This window comes from Cypionkella sp. (assembly GCF_034376685.1).
Lineage (GTDB): Bacteria > Pseudomonadota > Alphaproteobacteria > Rhodobacterales > Rhodobacteraceae > Cypionkella.
Map to the genome: position 1 here is coordinate 17,010 of NZ_JAXMJJ010000015.1, position 19,494 is coordinate 36,503.

Annotated in this window: 14 protein-coding genes and 3 pseudogenes; 4 read left to right on the forward strand and 13 right to left on the reverse strand. The window is 57.9% G+C overall.

Going from position 1 to position 19,494, the window contains the following annotated elements; translation table 11 throughout:
• Positions 1–244: 244 nt before the first annotated feature.
• Positions 245–847, reverse strand: coding sequence for a hypothetical protein (locus tag U1A24_RS03615; protein ID WP_322320622.1), 603 nt, complete (start codon positions 845–847; stop codon positions 245–247).
• 65 nt (positions 848–912) lie between these two features.
• On the opposite strand from U1A24_RS03615, the pseudogene U1A24_RS03620 reads away from it, so the two are divergent.
• Positions 913–1,227 (forward strand): annotated as a pseudogene (locus U1A24_RS03620) (ISKra4 family transposase); the annotation flags it as partial.
• Between the two features lie 77 nt (positions 1,228–1,304).
• Here U1A24_RS03620 and U1A24_RS03625 read toward each other — a convergent pair.
• Positions 1,305–2,852: an ISL3 family transposase gene (locus U1A24_RS03625; protein ID WP_322320623.1), complete on the reverse strand. Its 1,548-nt coding sequence runs from the start codon at positions 2,850–2,852 to the stop codon at positions 1,305–1,307.
• Positions 2,853–2,993: 141 nt separating this feature from the next.
• Between U1A24_RS03625 and U1A24_RS03630 the strand changes: the two genes are divergently transcribed.
• Entirely contained in the window at positions 2,994–3,632 is a 639-nt protein-coding gene (locus U1A24_RS03630) for a transposase (protein ID WP_322320648.1), read from the forward strand.
• Positions 3,633–3,904: 272 nt separating this feature from the next.
• Here the strand turns inward: U1A24_RS03630 and U1A24_RS03635 are convergent, their stop codons facing one another.
• From U1A24_RS03635 to U1A24_RS03645, 4 genes and pseudogenes are all read right to left on the reverse strand, one after another.
• Positions 3,905–5,059 carry a hypothetical protein gene (locus tag U1A24_RS03635; RefSeq protein WP_322320624.1) on the reverse strand — a complete coding sequence of 385 codons (1,155 nt, stop codon included), beginning with the start codon at positions 5,057–5,059 and terminating at the stop codon, positions 3,905–3,907.
• A gap of 424 nt (positions 5,060–5,483) precedes the next feature.
• Positions 5,484–5,627: pseudogene (locus U1A24_RS21650) on the reverse strand (single-stranded DNA-binding protein); the annotation flags it as partial.
• Between the two features lie 255 nt (positions 5,628–5,882).
• On the reverse strand, positions 5,883–6,662 hold the full coding sequence (locus U1A24_RS03640; protein WP_322320625.1) for an IS110 family transposase: 780 nt from the start codon (positions 6,660–6,662) through the stop codon (positions 5,883–5,885).
• A 208-nt stretch (positions 6,663–6,870) separates the two neighbouring features.
• Positions 6,871–7,639 (reverse strand): annotated as a pseudogene (locus tag U1A24_RS03645) (IS5 family transposase).
• A 64-nt stretch (positions 7,640–7,703) separates the two neighbouring features.
• Between U1A24_RS03645 and U1A24_RS03650 the strand changes: the two are divergent.
• On the forward strand, positions 7,704–8,543 hold the full coding sequence (locus U1A24_RS03650) for an IS110 family transposase (RefSeq protein ID WP_322320626.1): 840 nt from the start codon (positions 7,704–7,706) through the stop codon (positions 8,541–8,543).
• A gap of 485 nt (positions 8,544–9,028) precedes the next feature.
• On the opposite strand, the gene U1A24_RS03655 is transcribed toward U1A24_RS03650, so the two are convergent.
• From U1A24_RS03655 to U1A24_RS03680, 6 genes are all read right to left on the reverse strand, one after another.
• Entirely contained in the window at positions 9,029–10,720 is a 1,692-nt protein-coding gene (locus U1A24_RS03655; protein ID WP_322320627.1) for a heparinase II/III family protein, read from the reverse strand.
• A 111-nt stretch (positions 10,721–10,831) separates the two neighbouring features.
• Positions 10,832–12,121, reverse strand: a complete 1,290-nt coding sequence (locus tag U1A24_RS03660) for a Gfo/Idh/MocA family oxidoreductase (protein WP_322320628.1) — start codon at positions 12,119–12,121, stop codon at positions 10,832–10,834.
• Positions 12,122–12,409: 288 nt separating this feature from the next.
• A complete protein-coding gene (locus tag U1A24_RS03665; protein ID WP_416173453.1) occupies positions 12,410–13,774 on the reverse strand; it encodes a polysaccharide biosynthesis/export family protein in 1,365 nt (454 codons plus the stop codon).
• A gap of 21 nt (positions 13,775–13,795) precedes the next feature.
• Positions 13,796–14,323, reverse strand: a complete 528-nt coding sequence (locus U1A24_RS03670; RefSeq protein WP_322320630.1) for a YjbF family lipoprotein — start codon at positions 14,321–14,323, stop codon at positions 13,796–13,798.
• 107 nt (positions 14,324–14,430) lie between these two features.
• Positions 14,431–16,524 carry a YjbH domain-containing protein gene (locus tag U1A24_RS03675; RefSeq protein WP_322320649.1) on the reverse strand — a complete coding sequence of 698 codons (2,094 nt, stop codon included), beginning with the start codon at positions 16,522–16,524 and terminating at the stop codon, positions 14,431–14,433.
• A gap of 5 nt (positions 16,525–16,529) precedes the next feature.
• Complete coding sequence (locus U1A24_RS03680; protein WP_416173454.1) at positions 16,530–17,339, reverse strand: metallophosphoesterase; 810 nt, start codon at positions 17,337–17,339, stop codon at positions 16,530–16,532.
• A 492-nt stretch (positions 17,340–17,831) separates the two neighbouring features.
• Here U1A24_RS03680 and U1A24_RS03685 point away from each other — a divergent pair, with 492 nt between their 5' ends.
• Positions 17,832–18,011: a hypothetical protein gene (locus U1A24_RS03685; RefSeq protein WP_322320632.1), complete on the forward strand. Its 180-nt coding sequence runs from the start codon at positions 17,832–17,834 to the stop codon at positions 18,009–18,011.
• A gap of 537 nt (positions 18,012–18,548) precedes the next feature.
• Here U1A24_RS03685 and U1A24_RS03690 read toward each other — a convergent pair.
• Positions 18,549–19,253: a sugar transferase gene (locus U1A24_RS03690; RefSeq protein WP_322320633.1), complete on the reverse strand. Its 705-nt coding sequence runs from the start codon at positions 19,251–19,253 to the stop codon at positions 18,549–18,551.
• Positions 19,254–19,494: the final 241 nt, after the last annotated feature.

Sequence of the window (19,494 nt, forward strand, 5' to 3'; positions counted from 1 at the left end):
AAGATCGGACAGTGACGCAAGCTGAACCGCCCCTTCGACGCGGCGCGCAGGCGTTCGGCCAAGCTCTACGGGGCTTCCCGTTCTTCTGATTACGTTTCTCTTTTATCTGATCGCTTATCACCGATCTCTTCTGCGACAACGCCTATAGGAAGCATCCCGCCACCTTAGGAAGTGGGAACAGGGGCAACGCCGGAGAGCCCATTCTCTGAAGCTTTTCTCAACTCAGGCGGACCCTGATCGCCATCTACAACTCATAATCCCTTCCTTTGTCCCGAAGGGCGCGGGTCTCTTTCGCCAGTTCCTCGGCCTCACGCGCCTTGTCTTGCCCTTCCACTTCCCGGCCCTGCCGAATGGCGGCAAGGCGGACGGCGATTTCTTCGTGGTCCAACCCTTTCGACGCGGCGCGCAGCCGGTCAGCCAAGCTCTGCGGGGCTGACCGTTCTTCTGACTGCGTTTCTTTTTTATCTGATTGCTTATCATCGATATCTGAACGCTGATCGCGCACTGCCCAAGCCTCACGCATCCGGGCAGCAAGATCCTGCGGGCGCTCTGGGCTATCGCCGCCACCGACATAGGCCAAGCCCTGCTCTGGCGGCTGCAATCTGTCAAAGGCACGCTCTGCCGCCCGCTCAAGCCAGGATCGCACCTGGCTCGCCAGCTCTTGGGCCACACGCGCCACCTCGGCGGCATGGGCCTTGACCTCATGCCAGACCCGGACGGCTGCAACCTCCTGCCCGCGCTCCTTCAGCTGCCACGCCCCCGCCGACAGTTGCGGCAACGGCGGGCGGTCCAGCGCCACGGCCCGGACGGTCTGGTGCAGGGCCTCAGCCTCGTCGGGAGTGGACAAAACTTGGGGGTCCTCGTTGCTACTCTTGCCCGTGCTAAGGTGAGTTCTTTGGGAGGGGAGCCGCCATGGATGTCCGGATTATGGTTGAAACGACCTTTGACAATGGTGAGAAACGCATTCACCAGCTTGACAGCATTTCTCGACCGTACCGGGTGACCTGCCCAGAGGGGTTCGGGCTGCGCCTCGAGGATGGGAAGAGGATCGTCGGACAAATTCAGAAGGCCGTCCTCAGCGATCAAATCGAGGAGATCAGTCGAGAGAGCCGCGTCTGTCCGACTTGTAGCCAGGTTCGCGCCATCCATGACTATCGCACACGGGTTCTCGACACGCTTTTTGGCCGGGTTCGGGTCAAAGCCGCACGGCTGCGCCGTTGTTCCTGTGTTTAGGCATGCAAAATTGACCCCGTAAGCGGGGTTATCGGCGTCCAAAATTGGCTCTGACTCCATTTCGATGCACTTCATGCCATGCCCACCAGCCTTGCGCGCAGGAGATCAAGGTTGGCGCGGCCGTACATCTGGCGTTTGACCAGCTTCAGCTTGGTGATCTGGCCCTCGGTCTGGCCATTGGACCACGGGCTCGTGATGGCGGCGGTCACGGCTGCCCGGTCGGCAATGATCCCGCGAGTGAAGGCGGCGAGCAATGTGGTTGCGCCTTCAATCCAGCGGTCGAGGTCTTCGGAACATCCCGTGCGGATCATGTGGTGGAAGTGTTCAACAAGGTCGCGCACCTGCCGCAGGTTTGGCAGTTCCGCCTCGATCAGTGTGACCAGCATAAGGTCGGCGCGCGACAGGCGTTCCGAGCCAAGCATAAGCAGCCTGGCGATCATGCGCGAACTTGGGCATCTGCGGGGCAACTCCGCCGCCTCATCTCGGCGTCGCCGAGTCGCCCATTCCGCCACGACGCGCAGGGATCCAGCATAGCCTCGGGCGCGCAGTCGCCTCCAGAGTTCCGCACCGCTCCGGCATCCGCCATCCCATTCGTAGGACAACCAGTCGAGGTGTCCGTTAAGGGTGCTGGCTCTTGGCCGGAAGATCTCAGACTGGTCGCCACGGGCGATGGCGCGAACGCATTTGCGCGACCGGCCCGTCCGGCGCATGATCTCTTTAATCGGCACCTTGGCCATCACCATGTCCATGATGATGGCATTTTCCGCCGATCTGCGCCGCCAGCCCTCGTATTGATTGCGCTCAACGGCGGTCATCAGCTTAGGGTCAAGCCGCCCCGTGCCCACAATCCGCCGGATGTCTCGCATCGAGTTGCGGACGACGCCAAGGAAGGCCGAGCTACAATTTTCCATGAGATGCCAGCGGTCTGCGACCTGTACGGCGTCCGGACGCCCGCGTAGACCAGCAGGTCCATAGCCGCCACCGCGATCCCGCGCGATGATCTCAATGGAGGGTCGTGCCGCCAGCCACGCCTGAACCGTCGCCGTTTCGCGATCCGGCAGGACATCGATGATCCGCCGTTTTTCGAGGTCACAGACGACGGTTCCATAGCGGTGGCCCTTCCGCCAGGCCCAGTCATCGATCCCGATCACTCGGGGTGCGCCATCCGTCGGTGGTGCCCTTCGGCGCACAACCCTGAGCAAGGTATCTCGGCTGACCGGAAGGACCAGTCGCGCCGCGCTCCGCTGCCCTGGCCTGCCACCAAGCGCGAGGCCTATGTGATGGACAATGCCTTCAAGACGCTCTGTCCGCCGCCCAAAACGCTGCGCGACAGCCGGGTCAAATTGCTCGGCAAAAATCTCCACCGGGCAACCGATCGACCTGCATCGGAACCGCCGCGTTCGAAGTTGCAAGCTGACCGCAGACCCATGCGAGGGCAGATCAGCCAGAGTTCTGACGTATCGGCTATGAACCGAAACCGATACCGCCGCGCATCGCGGGCAGCACGATGACTGCGACGACGATCGCGCCACCACCGTGATCTGGCCGTCAGACATTTCGATTGCTTCAACAACCAGCCCTTCCGGGGCCTCCACACCAGTTTTGTGCATCCGCGACATTTTGTTGGCCCTCCCGGGGCCATCACAACATGTCAAGCCACCAAAGATGCATCGAGATTGAGTCAGAGCCAGCTTTGCGTGCCGATTGACAGCACGCGGGCGAAGACAGATCGGATCGATGCGGAACTCATCGCACGGTTCATGGCATTCAGACCTGAGGTTGGGCGAGAGCTGCCAAATGAGAATCTGCGTGTTCTCAGAACCTTGACGACACGGAGAGGGCAGCTTGTTGATATGCGCAAGCGGCTCAAAGCCCAGATCGGCGCGCGCAAGAAACAGGCAGTTTCTGCCGATGTTGAGGTCATGGATGATGATCTTCAAGACGTGCTTGATGCACAGATCAATGCCATCGAACGGCGGATCGAAAACGTTATCGCCCAAGTGGAGCCTCTTGCCGCAAAGGCGAAGCTTCTGCGATCAATCCTAGGAATTGGTCCAGTCTCGTCGGCTATGCTGATCGCCGAATTGCCCGAACTCGGCCGAATGACATCAGGCGAAGCCGCTGCCATGACCGGGTTGGCACCTGTCCCACATGACAGCGGGGCGGTGCGAGGCAGGAGGGCGATTGCGGGCGGACGACGGTCTCTGCGACACGTGCTGTTCCAGGCCGCGCTCGCAGCCGCCTGCCACAACCCAGTTCTCAAACCAGTCGCAAAGCGCCTCAAGGAGCGTGGAAAGCCGCACAAACTCACCATCATCGCAATCGCACGAAGGCTGATCACAATCGCTAACGCCATCATCAAAACCGGCACACCCTGGCAGGTTCAGTCCAAAGAGTAGACACAGTTGCTAGGGACCAGCAGACGTCAGATAGTAGCTTCCGTCACTGTCCGATTTTCGGGAAGGAGCTCAGTATAACGGTTGTGTATCTTATCCACCCAATCTGAATCGTTTTGGCGATGCAGAGTTTCGGGAGCGGCTGCGTCGCAAATAACCTTAGTTTTCGCGCTTCCGTTTTTATCGTGCGGGCATATCAGCATCTCACAAATGAGACCCCTATGAGGGCCATGAAAGCCTCGAATCCGGGCCAGCTTTACCTTAATCACGATAGTTCAATCGACGATATGTCCCGCAATTTTCGACTTTCTTGGTACATATCCTGTCGAGGAGAGCGAAACGATCGTCAGAATGACCCAGCTGCCAACGTCTACGAAGGCTGCGCCCGGATACCAGATAATCCAGCAGCACACGATGGAGCGAAGCGGATACATAACGCGCAGTCTGCGGAGCGCCCAAAAAAGTGCCAGATTGAACACAACGCCACCAGCTATACCTAAATACATCCATTGCCACCAGAAGCCACTCGACATTAAATCTTGCGCGCGCATCATGGGATTGTTAAACCATGGGAAAAGGGCAAAGGCTCCAGAGTCGCTCCATATCTGAACAATAAAAGGTCTTGCTGCCTCACCATTGCCTATACCAACCCCGACGAGAGGATAGATCATCAAGGTTTCAAAAGCAGCCTGCGGAGCAACAAGTATTCGCCCGAAGAAACTGCCCGTTGCCATATGGTTTCCAGATACATCTAAAAATATATATGTCAGTTCGTCCCTAAGCAAGAAAGCTGCCCCTATAGCTAATAAGCTTGTAAGCAGCAATGTAGCCAGCTCCCGGACATTCTTAGGCCAGAAGCTCCAAATCAATAGTGCAATCAGAAAGAAACCATAGGTGAAGCTCGCTGCCAGCAAGTAAGATACGGTTGCCATCGCTAGGTATTGCAGGAACGCCCGCCACGATTTGGGCTGCGGATGTAGAACATAAGCCATAAACATCAAGACTGACAAGGTATTGGCTAGAAAGGATGGCTCACTTGCAAAAACGGTAGACCTAATCCTCCCGTATAATGCAATATCACGATCGGCTGCTTCATATACCCCCCGACCGCTCGCAGCATACAGCATATCACGCACGGTGTCGAATGCGGGCTTCAGACCAAGGCCTTCCAGAAATGCTAAAGCAATAAAGACAAACCAAGTAGTGACAACCAGCCTTCGCAACCGGTTGCGAGGCATCTTTTCTAAAGCGATGTACAAGCCGATCGACGAGATGATCGAAACAAAGAATGATACGAGTGATGGTATTCTAGATATGTAACCAGCTGACGGGGCTGTCGACACTATTGGCATAAAAAGAACCAACAAAATGAGAGCAAATAATGGCTGGCCGACGCGAGCTATGAGCTCGCGCCAATACATCGTGATCATAACTCCAGTGCTAAACAGAGTTAGGTAATAGGGCAACAGGGGTACATTCCCGATGAAAAGAGTCAGTCGTAAATGAAGGCCAATCACAGCCACGACAAACAGGGGAGCAACCAACCAAGTCTTTCTTACAACCCAACCACCATTCGACCGAAGCCAAGGGCTATGACTTTTATAATGCATCATTTTCCCTTTAACTTTGGATGTATCGCAGATTGAACATCCGGAGTGAAAGATCAAGTGGTCATCACAGGACTATGGTCAGGACTTCGGTAACGGGGGCCGTCCCAGTCAATCGCGGGAGTGGGCAAAACTTGGTGGTCTAGCGGCTATCTTTGAAACGGTCAGCCCACCGTCCAGGACTGCGGCCCTCGTGACAGCGGCCCGATGCGCCCCGTGCGGAGACCATCGCATGCGCCGCGGTTTGGACCCGACCTTCGGGCAGGCGCGGCCACGATGTGGCGCGGGTGAAGTTGGTGATCTTGATCCCGCCCTGCGTAGTGCGGACTTCCGGGGACTGACCGATGTTGCCGGCGAGGATGACTGTGCTTCGAGGGAGTGGACAAAACATGGGGGTCATGCGGCGCGTTTGCTGATCGTGACTTTCAGACTACCATCCAGGACGGCAGCTCTAGCAACTGTATCTGTCAGGACGTCGGGGCTGCCCATTTCTGACGGCTCTTGCACAACGCATTAGCGATGGTGACTAGCTTTCTGGCGACGGCGGTGATGATGACCTTGTGCGGTTTTCCGGCCTTGCGGAGGCGATCTGCGAAGGATCTCAGGCTTGGGTTATGATGTGCCGCGACCAAGGCTGCTTGGAACATCACATGCCGCAGGCATGGCGACCACCGGCGATGGCCCGTTTCCCGCGAAGTGTTCCGCTGTCATGCGCGACCGGGGCCAATCCGGTGAGTGCGGCAGCTTCTTCGCCGGTGATGGTGCCGATCTCAGGCATTTCGGCGATCAGCATTGAGCTGGCAACCGGGCCTATCCCCAGGATGGAGCGGAGAACGGTGGCCATTTCCGACAGGTGATCATCGCTTGCGATGGCCCGGGTGATCTTATCTTCCAGCTCCTTGATCAGGATATCGAAACGTTGCTTCAACTCAGTGTCGATGTCCTCGAACATTGCAGCGGTGCCGAGTTTCTGATGCGCGCGGAATTGGGCCAGCAGCCGTTTGCGCATCTCAACCAGCTGGGCTCGTTTTGACGTCAAAGCTCTAAGAAGGCGCAGCTTTTCGGCGGGAAGACTGCGGCCTGCTTCGGGCCGGAATGCGAAAAAGCGGGCGATGAGTTCCGCATCTATCCGGTCGGTCTTGGCGCGCGTGCCACGGCTTTGCGCAAACGCTTTCACCTGAGCGGGGGGCACCTGGCGGGCTGCAACGCCTTCTACCTCCAGAAGCGCCCAGAGCTGCCATTCTTGACCGCCAGTCGACTCAAAACAGACGACGGCATCTCTGTCCCGGGCAAGATCCGCCACAACAGCATGACCTGCCGGAGCGTTTGGCACTCTGCAGCGATGCCCGTCGGGCAGGCAATGAAGGTCCAGCCAGTCGCGGCTAACATCTATGCCGATGATGCGGCCATGTGATAGATTATCCATGCTCTCTTCCTTCTGGTGCGCGGTCCTGAAAAGGCCGCAATCAACTGTTCGAGACGATGAAGAGAGGCGGTGCCGACAGGCTAGAAAACGTGGTCTTGCCACAAGGGTCAGACGTCGCGCACCACCCCGCCATCGGCCCTGGCCGGGGCCGGTGACGGGGCCAGTTTAGCTGAACGCAGATACAGAAGGGTCAGGACTCGCTCTCGGGTCATAGCCAGAACATCACGGTGGCAGCGAGCGCGACGGCGGAGAGGAAGACCTTCGGGCATCTGTCGTAGCGCGTGGCAACCCTGCGCCAGTCTTTCAGCCGCCCGAACATGATCTCGATCCTGTTGCGGCGTTTGTAGCGGCGCTTGTCGTATTTGACAGGCTTGCCGCGAGACTTACGGCCCGGGATGCACGGGTTTATCCCCCTGTCTTTCAAGGCATCTCTGAACCAGTCGGCGTCGTAGCCCCGGTCCGCCAGCAGCCATTCCGCTTTTGGCAAGCTGCCCAGCAGGGCAGCAGCACCCGTGTAGTCACTGACCTGGCCTGCGGTCATGAAGAAGCGGATCGGACGGCCATCTGCATCGGTGACAGCATGCAGCTTCGTGTTCATGCCGCCTTTGGTTCGGCCGATCAGACGGTCCCTCTGATCGCCGGATCCCCTTTTCTCGACCGCAGGCTGGTCGCCGTACGGTGCGCCTTGAGGTAGGTCGCGTCGATCATCACCGTCTTCGGAACAGCCGCTGCGGAGCGAGGCCTTCCATCATCCGGGCGAAGATGCCCTTGTCGCTCCACCGCTTCCATCGGTTGTAGAGCGTCTTCGCCGGGCCGTATTCCTTCGGTGCATCGCACCACCGCAACCCATTGCGATTGATAAAGATTATGCCACTCAGAACGCGCCGGTCATCAACGCGCGGCTTGCCGTGGCTCTTGGGAAAGAAGGGCTGGAGCCGCGCCATCTGCGCCTCGGTCAGCCAGAAAAGATTGCTCATCGGTCAGTCTCCTTGCGGAGGCTGAATCATGCCGAGGGTGGAAGATCAATAGGTCCTGACCCTAATGCAACTCGGTCATAAGGTTCTGCTGATCCCTCCGCAGTATGTGCGCCCTTTCGTCAAGCGGCAGAAAAATGATGCCGTTGATGCGGAGGCGATCGTCATTGCAGCGCGACAACCAGAAATGCGGTTTGTCTCTCCTAAGACCGAAGGGCAGCAAGCGCGTGCGGCACTGTTCCGGGCCAGAGAGCGCCTTGTTCATCAACGAACCGAACTCGTAAATGCCTTGCGTGCCCTTCTCTATGAGTTTGGCCATGTTTTTCCGGCAGGTATGGGACAGATCGGTCGTGTTGCTGCTGTTCTCGATGCAGATGAAGGAACGCTCCCCCTGCTGGTGAGCGAGGAATGCAGAGATTTGCTGCAGCAAATTGCGGAGAAAACAGTTCGCATCGACGCAAGGACCCAGAAGGCACATCGGCTTGCTGAAGGTGCAGAGACGGCGAAACGCCTGCAAACCTTGCCGGGCGTCGGCCCGATCACGGCATTGGCTTTTGAGGCCTTTGCACCGGACATGAGAACCTTCCGACGCGGACGGGACTTCGCAGCCTGGCTGGGGCTTGTGCCACGTCAGCACTCTTCGGGTGGAAAGGAGCGATTGGGTAAGATCACGAAAGCGGGTCAGGCGGACATCAGGCGCCTGCTCATAATCGGTGCGATGTCGCGGCTTAACCGGTTGGGACGATCACGCATCCCGCAAGGTTCGTGGTTGGAGCGGATGCTGGCAAGGAAGCCCCGCATGCTGGTGGCGATCGCCTTGGCCAATAAAATGGCGCGCGCCATCTGGGCGATGATGACAAAACAGGAGGATTACAGGATCCTTGGGCCGAATGCAGCTGCGCCTTAAAGCGCAGCCGATAGCAAGCGGCACAGGGTAAAGAGGTGTGAGAAGCCGACGACCCCATGGGCAAAAGATCGACACGATCCGAATCGGGAAAACCAGATAGCAACTGCGAGCACTCGAGCTCGAGACACAGATGTGGACCCGCTTCGCTGATCACCATCCCGGCCAGCGGCTTCATGAAAGTGCCGCATATACAGGCCTGACAGAAGACCGCACTCGATCACCAAGCCCAGAAGTCAGAGCCCCTTGCACAATGGGCGGCAACCACAGAAGTTGCTAGAGGCGACGATGACCCATCAATTGTAGAAGGCGCGGCTTGAAGGGGCCGCAGGTATCTTTGAGCGTGGGGGCAAAGCGGCCGCCACGCAGAGGTCGCCGAAGATACTGTCCGTGATCTGTATGCCAAGATCGCAACTTCCGGCACTGTCCGATTTTTGGGGGAGAGCTCAGACTGGCACCCCCGAAACAATGGCAACTGGCTCGACAGGTCATCTGGTCTCGATACGCCAAGAAAGCTGCGCGCCGCTCTTGGCGTTCTCGCGAGGTCGAAGGACAATGTTGTGTGCCGCCAGACTTTGCAAATAGTGGCAAGCCCATTGACCTGGTTCACACGATTCGATCCAGCCGTGTCCGACCTGGATGACGGCGTCTCGCGTTTCGCCCGGTGAACATATGCAACGGAAGCGTGCTTCCTCCCCATCAACCCCAAGCAACTTCCACTGTTCCGGGATCAGAAGCCTTACTACGCCATCAGACAAGCCCTCCGACCAATGATCGCAAATAGACAGCCCGGCACCGCTGCCTAAAAGATGCACCTTACGCTGCACAAGGCCTTGAGCGAGCCGCAATTCTCCCGAAACTGCTCTGCCGCCGCCCTGAGCATTTGGGACGAACTGCGCCGCTACCATACGACCTACACGAAAACATCCATGATACTCCACAGGCACCAGCTCGTCACAGGTTGGCCCATTATGGCTTTGAGCTGCGCGCTCGAACGCCCGGCGCCGACCTGTTGAATACTGGAAGGTTCCGGGATCAACGATGAATCGGTGCTTCCAGAGATCCACCTCCAGCGAGAGAAAATCGGCATGTCCATGACCAGGGTTCCAACTCGGACCGATCGGACCAGCGTCCATGAGGGCAAAGACGTTACCATCGGACAGCCGGGCATATCCCGCCGCGGGCAGCATCTCGACTGGTGCAAGCGCGGGCATGTCAATAACCTCTCTGGCCTCTGGCACTTCGCCGAACCAACTATCGTTGAAGAGTGCTATGCCGCCGTCCGGGTGGGTCATCACTGCCCAGGCACGCTCGGCCTTACCTAAGCGCTCTTCCGCGAGGCTGCGTGTGCCGGGCGACAGGAAGGATGTAGCCGAAAAAACCTGCAGTGCCATGACGGACAGGCCCTGATACATGGCTGATCGCTCGGCCAGCAATCCGTCCTCTAGGATGCAAGCGCGGATAACCCCGGCCACTTCCCGATCCAAATGCCGCGCCAATTCCGGCGAGATCGATTCTGCATGGTTGTAGTAGAGGCAAAGCGCCGCCAGATTGCGCTCAACATGATTGTTCTTCAGTTCGTGCTCAATATTCGCTAAGACGAAGCCCACGTTCCAGCACAGGAACGCCTCGATCTGTTGACAGAACGCGGGAGGCAAAAAGCGACTTTCCCGGGCAATCAGATAGCCGCTCAGCAGGCTGAGAATTCGGTGCGAGACGCTGTAGGGGAACCAGTAGGACGAAAAGCAGCCGCTCCGATCGAACCGTGCCCGAGTACCATACGATTGGATCATCTTGCCAAGTGCTGCGTGATGCTTGTCGTCGCCCGAGATAAGCATGGCACATGAAAACCCCATGTGGCCAAGCTTCATCCGCCACAGATGCAGATCCTTTTCCGCCTCAAGTTCGTGATGCCAATCGATCTTGTCCGGTCCGCCGAAATCAACGCTTTGCCCGAAGAAGGTGAAGCAGCCCCGCATGGCGTCGTCAATGTGCTCGTGATACTCATCATGATAGAAAACAGCGACCTGCCGAAGCATTTCCAACTCTGTCACGCTGTCGCCAGCACGTTGCAGGGGCGGCACGCGCGCCGCGATTCGGTCGATATAGCCGCTATACACCGCAGGAAAATACTTGACGAACCGGTTACGTGCTGCGCGCTTGAGATGATAGCCGATCATTCTCGGCGATAGCCGCGAGGCGGCTCGAAGTGTAGACGTGATCACCATCGCGACGTTCCCTGATCTGTCCCTATCACCAGGATCCTGCGGAGAGTTGGGCTCTATGCCGCATCAACGGAATAACAATCGCTCAAACATTCGCGGTCGATTTTCGCCAATGTAGTTCCTTCCCGTCGATTTTCCGCCAGGAATCGGTCCGATAGGCGCGAAGCTTGTGGTTGGCCGCAGCGCAATCCCCTCCGTTCCCGCCCTCTGAATCAACAGAGTCAGTTCGTTGACATGCAGAATGAAATCCGGTGTCAGATACGCGGGGGCCCCTGATTTAATCTCGCGTGCCATTTCTGCGATGCCAAGGAACTTATCTTGTGCATATACTTCTCGGCGGCGCAGCCATTCGATCAGGCGCTGACGCATTGATGAGCGTACCTGTTGATCGGATTCGACTGCCGCGGACTTCCAATGACGAACCAAGCGCAGCTTCTTGCCGCCGATACCGAACAGCCGCCCGAGAAATGGATTATTGCGTAGAGTCTGGAACTTCCGCGCAGTTAAGCTACCTTTGGAGTAACGCTCGAGATGCACGGGCGATTGATACTGGCGGTAACTGTCCGAAATGACTTCGCCTTCAGTGCCAATCACCCTCATCCTGTGGTCACGCGGTGCCACTACGCTGCATGTGATCCGCGCCGTTGCACCATTCGCGAAATGCAAACAGGCCACTGAGTAATCGGGCGTGCCCACACGTGCCGGCAGGCCCAAGGTTTTGTGCTCGATCAGTTCACTGGAAAAAGCAATGACAGAGACTGCCGGCCCGAGAAGGCCACAGATCCAAACCAGATGGTATCCAACGTGCTCGAATGTGCATCCCTCATAGATTTCCTCGTCGAGAGGCCATGGGGCACCGGACGGGCTCCGGACCGTTTCGAATTCCATCAAATGAATGGGATTATCGTCAAGCTCCGCGTAAACCAACATCGGCTTTCCAATTCCACCCTGCTCCACCACATCGAAAAGCGTTCGCACGCTGTCACTGTAGATGTTGCAGGGTGCGCAGTAGAGCCTCACGCCATTCACTGCAGCCAATTCGAACAATTTTCGGGATTGTGCTGCATCGGTGGTTAGCGGCTTTTCTGAATAGACGTGCTTGCCAGCTTCGATAGCACGCTTTGAGACCTCGTAATGGGCGCCGATATTGGTCAGATTGATGATTGCCGTTACTTCAGTGTCGCGGAGTATTTCTTCATAGTTGGCATAGGCCCGAAAGCCATAATGTCGACTTACTCGATCCATCCGATCAGGGTTTATGTCAAAAACTCCGGCGACTTTCAGCTCGGGATGCGCGCCAATGGTCCGCATATAGATGTCGAACACGAAGCCACATCCAACAAAGGCAATTTTCATATTCGTCCTACGCCCTTGGTTCGCCTGCCGTGTCGCAGGACAAGTATATTCAAGACCAACCCCATGGATGATCCACGTATGGGAACTTCACCAAGTGTGACTGAAGAAACAGACCGCCAGTTCCACGTCGTGGATGAGGTCTGAATCTGCGCCGTCAGCTATCAAACCAAGCTTCACTGTCAAGTCCCCGGCAAACTGTCGCGACCGTCGCGACAGTAGGTATATTTTCGCCCTCCGGGCATTTCTTGCCACAAGGCGTTGCAGTGATCCTTCGAGGCTTGCAGTCGTTCATGGACTGGTCGCGTTGTCCAACGGCACCGCGATCAGACTGGGCGAGATCTGGTCAATCACGCGGTTCCATCGTGTCACCGGCTGTTCGGCTACGAAGATCACGTCGTCGGGACGCAGTTGCAGCCGTGTCGCCAGTATCATGCCGGTCGCCGTCGTGCCATCCAGGTGCAGCGCTGTCACGCTGCCAAAATCGCGCGGGTCGGGCGAACCGCGCAGAATGTAGATCTGCCTCGGGTTGCCAGTCTTGGCGGCAACCCCGCCGCCGGAGTAGAGCGCCTCGGCCAGTGACGTGCGTTGTTCATAGGGCAGCGGCAACCGACCGGGTGCTTTGACCTCGCCGGTCAAGTAGACGTATTTCCGTTGCTCAGCACCTAGTTCCAGCCGTTCGTTAAAGACCGAGCGCTGCTCGGCCAGCTCGGCCCGGCGCAGCGCTACCTCTTGCGTGAGGATTGACGCCGCGTTGGAGCGCGCGCTCTCGCGAACTTCGACCAGACGTATCTGTTCTTGAAAATAGGCTTGCGCCTTTTCCAGATCATATTGGGTGTCTACGAAGACCGAATCTCCGTCAATCAGCCTCAGCTTCTGTTGCGTGGGCGTCGTCAGGAAAGTTTTCACCGGCACTTCATACAACGTACCATCGCGGTAGATACGGATCACCGCAGTGGCCTTGTCAGTCACTGCTAGCCCACCCGCGCCGGCGATCGCGGCATCCAGTGTCAACGGTGTGAGTGTGATTGGAGCTACGCCGGGCTTGACTACTCCGCCGCCGATTGAAACTTTGCGTGCGTTGAATTCGGCCACTTCCAGACTGAAGGATGGGTCGATCTGGCGCTCAAGCAGCCGCTGGAACACGACGGATTCGGCTTCCTCCAATGTCATGGCAGCAATCCGTACCCTACCAACATCGGGAATTGCGATGGTGCCGTCGTCCTGCACCGTGTAGCCCTGCCGCCTATTTTCTGCTGCCAGCAGTCCGGACAGTTCGGCCACAGAATTCCCGGCCGATTTGGTTGCCAGCAACACCACGTCGCCCACCCCGATACGGTAGGGGTCATCTCCTGGAGGTGGTGGCAACTGCACCTGAAGCGAGACGGGTCTGTTTTCAGGCAGATTCGGCGAATTGGGCAGCGCCCCTACACCAACCGGCGATGAGCCCCAAGTGCCGGCGGTAGTGCGGAACGCGGCGGGCAGGCTCTGTGGGCTATAGGGTTCGCGGTTCGCGGCCAACACGGTTTCCGGCGTCAGAGCGATTACCCGGACCCTCGCGCCATCGACCACTCCTTCGCGGATCGACGGCGAGTGATATACGGCACCGCAGCCCGCCAGTAGGGCCGCGAAAACAAAAGGGGTCAAGGAATGCATTGGATCTCCGGGGAATTTCGGTCAGGGCAAGAAGCGCAACTGGATGCGCCCTATCTCGGGCCCAACAAACTGGATGGTCTGGTCGATTCGACTGTTGCGCAGCCAGTGGTGGTTTCTAAAGTTGCCGCTGGGGCCATGGCAAATCTCATCGACCCGAAGCGCCTGAACGGGGTTTCCGGCCGCATCCTTATAGATGGTCTCTATTCCTACCGGCGCGATGTCACAGACGAAAGCACGAATCACCAGACGGTCTTCGCCGTCCAACACCCGGTGGATGCGGATTGTTTGGCCGGTGCCCGCCGTCAAGATCAGCTTGACCGCATCGCCGGGGTCGGCGGTTATCAGGTCAAAGCCAAGGCCACGGGTACCGATGATCATGCCGTCGCGGGTATAGATCTGGGTGTTCTCAAGGCTGCGCCAGCGGGTCACGCCGTCTCGCATACCCTCGGCCAAAAGGCGCGAGGCGACGTCAGTGGTCAGCATCCAGATCCCGGCCGCAGGTGCGCCGACCGCCGCAAGGCGGGCCATCTGGTTGGGCGCCGTGTCCATCTGGGAGCCCGCAAGCCGTGTCACTGCGCGCGACACGGTTCCGCCTGACATGCATCCAGCCAAAAGCAGCGCCGCGATCAGCGGCAGGGTCCTCCCACCTAGCCGTGTCATCGCCAGAACCGCCCCCAACGGTCGCCATCGGCGGCGTCACGGTCGTCGCGGATTAGCTCATATAGGCGGTTCCTCGAGCTCAGCTTTGCTCCGCCATCGCGCAGTACTGGGCGGATAGTCATGCCGCTCTTTTCGCGCGAGGGCTGGCCGATCAACCAGTGCAACGGTACGCTAATGGTGACGCCCTTGTCGAACGAGCCTTCGCCGAATTTCTCAAACCCGACATCTGTCAGGGTGAAAAAGGCGCCCACTTCAAAGCCGTTGCCAAAGCGGCGCGTCAGCGAGAAGGTCGCGCCCCAATCCCCCGCCAGATAGCGGCCGACGTCGATCTGTCCCAGATAACCTTCGCCGAACTCGTAGTAGCCCGAAAGGTGGCCCGTCCCAACGGAATAGTCGAGGAATCCAATGCCATCATAGTCACGCTGGGTAACATAGTTCACATCCAGCCCCATCGCGTAGCGGCGGTTTTCGGGCGCCCACAGCAATTCGGCTGAGGCACCGCCATACATCCGCTCCAAGAGGCCGAAGCTAAGCCGTCCGTAAAGATTTTTCCGGGGATGCGTGAAGTATTCGGCGGTCAGATAGGGGATCACCGTGTCGCCGCCCCGGGCGTAAAGGCCGGAATCTGACCGGACATGCGGCAGTTGGGAGTTCGACTCTCGCGTCACGCTGTCCAAATTGCCGATCAGCTTGTGCCGCAGCGCTCCAGAGAAGTAGAGTCCAGGCGTAGGGGACCATTCGCCCCGCAATTCAAGTCCTGTATCGACCCGCAGTGGGTTGTCGGGGTCGAACAGCGCGTTTGCCACATAAGGCCGCAGGCGGTAATCAAACACCCGATCAGGCGAGATCCGCGGATCCGGCAAGGCGGCGGGATCTGCGATCCCGGCCCTGACAAAGGCCAGCCACGCCCCGTCAGGCGCGAATTCCAGCGCTTCAAGATCGGCGCGCGTCATGGTCAGGTCGGTAACCGCCATACCCTTGACTTGGCTTTGTACCCGGAAGGTCTGCACTTCGGCTGGCAATTCCGCGCTGAGAACGCGCATGGTCCGGCCCCAGGCCTGAGCGGCAGCGGGCCAACGCAAGTTGGTGACAGCGACCATCGCCGTGTCCCCTTCGATCCGCAGACCATCCAGCCTAAGGCCTTGCGCGGCCAACGCCTTTTCCAGCCGTTCAGCCTTGTCTGTGCCCGGAAGTGGCCCCCAGCTTGCCGCCGCTTCGCTCGAGCCGCTCATGATCGCAGGAGGTGCCGGTTCGCGCCCAGAAGGTGCCGCTGGCCGCGCCGGGTTCAGCGTCATACTGAAACCAAGGCTGACAGCCGAACCGTTCAGCACCGCCAGATCGACAACACCGCCGTTCTTCAGCCGGTATTCCAGGCCGATGTTGATCGGCGTGCGATGTTCGAAACCCAGTTGGGCAACCTCATCCTTCATCGCGTCAGAGGAGTACTCGACCGAAAGGCGCATACGGTCAGTCGCCTGCCAGTCCATCGCAAGAAACAGCGCCGCTTCGCCGCGAAAAAACCGGTCAAAGCCGACACGACCGGTTTCTTCGATCCCCGAGATCCTGCGCCGGTTATCAAACTTGTCCGAGAACACTGATAACGGGTTGCGGAAACTGCCATAGCTGCCGAACCGACCCCAGCCGATCCCTGCGCTTGCAGTGATTTTGGGTCCGAAATGCTTGGACGCAACCAGATATTCCGCCCCAAACACGCCGGTACCCCCGAAATCCTGAAACCCAACGGCGACGCTCGGCCGCCATGTGCTGGGTACTTCATCGACAAAACGGAACCGCAGGTCAAAACTGCGGTCGTACAGCGAATTTCCCGCGCCTCTGAAATCTTGCAGATAGGAATAGCGAAAGGTACCAGTGACCCGAGGAGTGATCTGGAACACCAGATTGCCGCGCGTCACATTGCCGTCGTGTCGGTTGACCGACAGCGCTAGCGTGCCGTCCGGCAGCGAAAAGGCCGAAGGCATCTCGACATAGCCGGGCACGCCGTAGAACGACAGGGCGGGCATTTCTTCGGCCCATGCCGCTACCGTGCCAAGTGCAGCGACGCCGCTCAGGGCTGCCTTGCGCCAGAACATATTGGTCACGGTGTCACCCCCAGCGTTATTCGCTCGGCATCTGCCATCGCTGGATCAATCAGCGCATAACTGAGCCGCCCAGTCGCATAGGCTCCAGTGTCCAGCGCGATGCGACCGCTGCGTGCAAAAGCACGCTCCACAACAACATGACCATGTGCGACCCAAATCCCATCTTTGCGCGGTATATGGTCAAAGTCGGGGTGGCCCCAAGTCAGCACTTCGGTTCGCTGCGCCTTGATCGGGCGGGCGGGATCAAGTGCGGCATGGACCACCACAAGGTCGCCACTGCGCCAAAAATACGGTAGTCTGCGCAGCCAAGCCTCAGTCTCACATCCCAGTGCCGCACGCAAATGATCACGGATTTCCTGATGATCTGCGGCATCACGGGGAATTCCGCGCAAACCGAAGCTTGCCAAAGTCTCCAGCCCGCCATGCGCCAGCCAGCGCTTCGCCTGTATCGTCGGATCGTCCAAAAACGCCAAGAGCATCGCCTCGTGATTTCCCGCGATGCAAACGGCGCCTGACGTGGTCTCATTGCGCAGCAAAGCCAGTACTTCGGCGCTATTTTCACCCCGGTCGATCATGTCGCCTAGTATCACCAGCCTTGCATGCGGAAAATGCCGCTGGCGCAGCGTCATAAACCGCACCAAAAGATCAGCTCGACCATGAATGTCCCCGACAAGGCAGACGGGCTCATGCGGCGTGGGCGGTGCCTGACACAGGCCACGCAGTACTTGCAATTGATCTTGCAACGCCCCGAATTCGGAGGCACGCGTTGTGCGTTGAAGTGATGACAGGTACGCGCGCAAGGACATCCTCCGGGTGGTCCGCAACCGGTCGACGAGGAAACTCCCAGCAAGTCTAGGCCATTCCATGAAGTCGGATTTTCAGAGCTTACGGCGTCGAGGGCGTGGAAGAGCTGGAATCGCCGTCGCCAATCACCAACGCAAGTCCCACGGCAACCACTGTACCCACCACTATCACCTCTTCGGTCAATAGGGCGGGGGCCGCAGGAGCATCGCCCCCTATTGCGCCTGTATCTTCGGGTTGCTGTGCGTGGAGGGCCGTAGGGGCCGCAAGAACGATAGCAAGCAGTAGCGAATAGAACTTATTTGGCATGATCTTGGCCTCCAGTATTGCAGAGTGACGCGCTGTCCCGCATGCGATTCATCTATTGGATGTATATATATATCTTAGGAAATTAACACCAGTCTTTTGTCGTGATTGACTGCCTGGTGTAGAATTAAATACGCTGGCCGTTCGGGCTGCCCAAGTTCTTTGCTAAAACGCCCAAATCTTGTGCAAAGGTGTACACCACGGCTCTATCCGAACACCGTTCTTCTGCCATCATTGCAACGTCCATCAAGGAGTTGTTGAAACCACCAATCAAGTCCGCCTTGGCTACCACTTTCCGGGTGATGGACGAAACCTCCACGACGAATCAGTCAACGTTCTTGGGGAGCCTGATCGAGGGCATCAAGGACTGAAGCTGTGTGCGCGGTGCGGCTGGCACGTTGGACCTCGATCCGGCGGGACTAGATGTCAATGACGAAGACCACATAAACAAAGCCTGCCCAAGTGGCGACGTATGTAAAATCCGAGTCCAACAGAACGTTAGGGGCTGGTTCTTTGAACCGTCAGTTGACATGCCCCGATCGAGCACAGCACCGCTTTGTCCTCAACCGTATTTTAAACGGGCTTTCCACTGATAGCCCAGTATAATATTATTCCCTGAACCAAGTGTTCACCAGTGCAGCGGGCAACAGCGGAACCGTGAGTTGGTCGTTAGATTGTGTGGCGCAAAGGCATACCGAAATAGCCCGCGCGAGCTGACGACCGCAGGTGACGGCAAAGTTACGCCCCAAAATTTTCCAGCACGGCCACTTGATAGCGGCACACAAGTTCGAGTGTGGGCTAAAACACTGATCGGCCTCATGCCCCGCCAAATACATCTGCACTGTCCTGACTTCAGAAATAGACAGCTTCGCCCTCGATTTGGTCCACCAGATGCTGGGGCAGAGCAACTAACGTCCGGTCCGGTTAAGGACCGCCAATGCGGTTTTCGCGATGATGAGAAGGTCAAGCAGTAAGTTCGCGCGATGAAAATATTCTTCGTCCAGATCGACGCGGCGTTCGTACGATACAGAGTTCCGCCCTGACACCTGCCACAGACCTGTTATGCCTGGGCGCATAGACCTGTAGATTCCGGCCCGGCTTCCATACATCGACAGCTCAGGTGCCGTCACCGGACGAGGCCCGACAAGACTCATTTCTCCGCGTAGAACATTCCAAAGCTGGGGCAGTTCATCAAGCGAGCTTCTGCGTAGGAATTGCCCCAGTTTAGTAATGCGGGGGTCATCGTCCAGCTTGTAATCCCTTTGCCATTGCGCGGCGGCCTGGGAGTTTTCGGCCAGATAGATCTGCAAGCGCACCTCGGCATCGGGCACCATTGATCGCAGCTTGTAGCAATTAAAGTGCTTACCATGCCGTCCGACTCGGTTGTGGCCAAAGAATCCGGGCCCACCATCGCTGCGGACAAGCAGCCAGAGCACTACGATTAGAGGTACTAACACGGGTGCCATCAGCATCGCGAGGCACAGATCCAACAGGCGTTTGGGCAAACTAAAGTAGGATTTCACATTGGTCGCAAGGCGGGGCTGCAGGGCTTGCTGGCCGATTGCCTCGATCTCTTCAGAGGCGATCGCCTGTCGTCGGTCAAAATGCGTCATCAAGTTCTTTCCCGTTGAATTTCTTGTCCAGATACTGATTCCATACTTTCGAACTAAAACTTTATCTTTAAGATATTGTAAATATTCTTTAGATATGATCAGGTTGAAATGCTGCTGCGAGCGACGAAGATGTTCAAATAGTAGGCGACACAGATGCTCCTAGAGGCATGACTGCCCTCTAGGCGGTTGCGGGGACCTACAGTTGCACGTGACCTCGGGGAATTAGCGGTGGCGCAGACAC